The organism is Microbacterium sp. Bi128, assembly GCF_918698205.1.
The window spans coordinates 1-3,627 of record NZ_CAKKMM010000444.1 but is presented as its reverse complement, the minus strand read 5'-3'; the positions used below and the strand labels follow the sequence as shown (position 1 = coordinate 3,627).

At 66.3% G+C, this 3,627-nt stretch carries 2 protein-coding genes; both read right to left on the bottom strand.

What is annotated here, in order from left to right:
* Positions 1-401 (bottom strand): DegV family protein (locus LQV45_RS20690; protein WP_230008627.1); only part of this gene is annotated, 401 nt, incomplete at its 3' end.
* Positions 402-537: 136 nt separating this feature from the next.
* Complete coding sequence (gene leuS / locus LQV45_RS20685; RefSeq protein WP_230008626.1) at positions 538-3,069, bottom strand: leucine--tRNA ligase; 2,532 nt, start codon at positions 3,067-3,069, stop codon at positions 538-540.
* Positions 3,070-3,627: the final 558 nt, after the last annotated feature.

Here is a 3,627-nt window from a genome sequence, read left to right as displayed (position 1 = left end):
GTCCCGGACAGCCCCGCGGAGATGTGAATGGAGACCACGGACTGGAAGCCACGCTCGCTGGCCTCCCGGTAGGCGTGTTCAAACTGCCCCGGTGACGGACGCGAGGTCTTGACGGGCTTGCCGCTGGCCAGGGCCACGGCGATGGTCTCCGCAATGTCGTCCTCACCCTCGCCGTAGATTTCGGCGCCGACCATCACGGGCATCGGGACCACGGTGAGCCGGCCGTCAGCAGCGAAAGCCCGGACCCAGTCCGCGGGCAGCGCGGCGGCAGAGTCCGTGACCACCGCAACCTGCACGACGGCGGCGGGAGCCGCTTCGGGGATGCTGTCCCGGGAACCCTGCCGCAGGCGAACAAGCCGCTCGCGCAGCCATGGCCAGCCTGACGGCTCGCGGTGTGGCACGAAGGACCTCCTGCTTTGGGGACGCGTGGACTTACTTCTCCGGCGGGGGCACTTGTGCCCGTCCCATTGTCTGCGCTGGTTGTCTGCACTGGCCGCCGGGATCAGCCGGCGGCCAGTGTCAGGCTGGTACGTCCGGCTAGGCCGGGACGATGTTGACCAGTTTAGGCGCCCGTACGATCACCGTGCGCAGGGCACGGCCGTCGAGGGCGCGCTGGACATTTTCCGATGCCAGCGCCAGTTCGCGCAGGTCCTCCTCGGAGATGTCCTGGGAAACCTCCAGCCGGTCCCGCACCTTGCCCTGCACCTGGACGACGGCAGTGACCGTGTCCTCCACGAGCAGTGCGTCGTCGTGCGTGGGCCAGCCGGCGTTGGCGACCGATGCCGGGTGCCCCAGGACGTTCCACAGATCCTCGGCGGTATACGGCGCAAACAGGCTCAGGATGACGGCTACGGCTTCCACGGCCTCGCGGACTGCTGGGTCCGCACCGCCTGCACCGCTGGCTGCATCTATGGTCTTGCGGGTCGCGTTGACCAGTTCCATCAGCTTTGCCACAACCACGTTGAACTTGTTGTTGTCCAGCAGGGCCTGCGCATCGGCGATCGTGCGGTGGGTGACGGTGCGCAGGGCACGGTCACCGGTGGCGGCATCGACGCCAGGTGCGCTTGTGACGTCCTGGCCGAGGCGCCAGGCCCGGGCCAGGAACTTCGCGGAGCCCGACGGCGATACGTCCGCCCAGTCGACGTCGTCCTCCGGCGGGGAGGCGAAGATCATGGTCAGGCGGACAGCGTCCACACCGAACTTGTCCAACTGCTCGCCGAGGTCGACGCCGTTGCCCAGGGACTTGCTCATGGCCTTGCCGCCGTTGAGCACCTGCCCCTGGTTCAGCAGTGCGCTGAACGGCTCGTCCGCCTCAATCATGCCGAGGTCGTGGATGACCTTGGTGAAGAACCGCGCATAGAGCAGGTGCAGGATGGCGTGCTCCACGCCGCCCACGTACTGTCCGACCGGCATCCAGTCGTTGATCTTCTCCGGATCGAACGGACCGCCGGTGTACTGCGGAGAGACGAAGCGCAGGAAGTACCAGGAGGAATCCACGAAGGTGTCCATCGTGTCCGTGTCCCGTTTGGCCGGGCCCTGGCAGTTGGGGCACTCGACATTGACCCAGCTTTCGACCGCGGCGAGCGGTGACGTGCCCTTCGGGGACAGGTCCTCGCCGCGCAGGTCCGCCGGCAGGGTCACGGGCAGCTGATCATCCGGGACCGGGACCTCCCCGCAGGCCGGGCAGTGGATGATGGGGATCGGTGTGCCCCAGAACCGCTGCCGGCTGAGCAGCCAGTCACGCAGCCGGAAGTTCACGAACTTCTCGCCCGTGCCCAACTCGCGCAGGATTTCGATGGCCGCTGGGATGGCCTCGGCCTTGGGCAGCCCGTCGAGGCCGCCGGAGTTGATCAGGGTCCCCTCGCCGGTGGTGGCGATGCCCGTGGCGGCGGGGTCTTCCTCGCCCGTGTCCAGGACTGCCCGGACGGGCAGGTCAAAGGTCTTGGCGAAGTCGAGGTCGCGCTGGTCGTGGGCCGGGACGGCCATGATGGCGCCTGTGCCATAGTCGGCCAGGACATAGTCGGCGGCCCAGACGGGCAGCTTTTCGCCGTTGAGCGGGTTGGTCGCGTAGCGCCCGGTGAAGACGCCGGTCTTTTCGCGCTCGGTGGACTGGCGCTCGATTTCGGAGAGCGCCTTGACCTGTTCCCGGTAGGCGTCCAGGGCGGCAGCGTGCTCGTCGGTGACCAGTTCGACGGCGAGCGGCGCGTCGGCGGCGACGACGAAGAACGTGGCGCCGTAGAGGGTGTACGGGCGCGTCGTGAAGACGGTGACGTCCTTGGCGGCCTTGCCGCCGTCGGCCTCGATCACGAAGTTGACGTGGGCGCCCTCGGAACGGCCGATCCAGTTTTTCTGCATCGCGAGGACGCGTTCGGGCCAGTGCCCGCGCAGTTCGTCCATGTCATCGAGCAGGCGGTCGGCGTAGTCAGTGATCTTGAAGTACCACTGGTTCAGGGACTTCTTGGTCACGGGAGTGCCACACCGCTCGCAGGCGCCGTTGACCACCTGTTCGTTGGCCAGCACGGTCTGGTCCTTGGGGCACCAGTTGACCGGCGAATTCTTGCGGTAGGCCAGTCCACGCTCGTAGAACCGCGTGAACAGCCACTGGGTCCAGCGGTAGTACTCCGGGTCCGAGGTGTGCAGCCGGCGGGACCAGTCCGCGGAGATTGCGTAGCGCTTGAACGACGCCGCCTGGGTGTCGATGTTGGCGTACGTCCACTCACTGGGGTGCGCGTTGCGTTTGATCGCCGCGTTTTCCGCGGGCAGGCCGAAGGAGTCCCAGCCGATCGGGTGCAGCACGTCGTAGCCCTGCTGGCGCAGGTAGCGCGCCACAACGTCGCCCATCGCGAACGCCTCGGCGTGGCCCATGTGAAGGTCACCGGACGGATACGGGAACATGTCCAGCACGTAGCGGCGTTCCTTTGAGCCGTCGTCGAGGGGCGTGAAGACCTTCAGGTCTTCCCAGACCTGCGGCCATTTGGCTTCCATTGCCGCGAAGCTGTAGGCACCTTCCTCAGGCCCCTCCGCCGCGGCTGCTGGCGATCCGGTCTGTGTTTCCGGCTGAACGCTCACTGCTGGCCTCTTCTGTTCTGTGCGGCCTGTTACCCAGGCCTGTCTACCTTCAGGCCTGCCTGCCGCCAGGCCTGTTCACCATCAAGTCTGCACTGTCACGGCCGGCTGCCCGGTCCTGACTCCATACTGTCCGTACGTGGTACTCCTGCTGTAACTTCGTGCGTTGCGGACCGGAATTTACCCCGGACACACAAAAGCCCCTCGACATGGAGGGGCCGCCGCTCGGCAATCCGGGGACTCTTCGGAAACGAGGTCTCGCCGGGATGCCGGGCGGCTAGCTAAGCAGGAGCACGGCGCGCATAGGACCACTTTAGCCCCTCGGGCTGGTTCGTGCTGAACCGACGAGCCGGTTGCGGCCCGGTAGTCGCAGTCGACTCGCGCTCCGGCGGCCTGTGCGGGCTGCTATGTCCGCAATTGTTACAAACGACATACCTATGGAATAGCGGTACTTACTGCCAATTGCCCGACGTATCGGGCAAGTAACTACGACAGAAATTCGGGTAGCTCGGCGCGGAAAACAAGTAGAAAAACAACGAACACCCGGGTGGCCGGCCACCC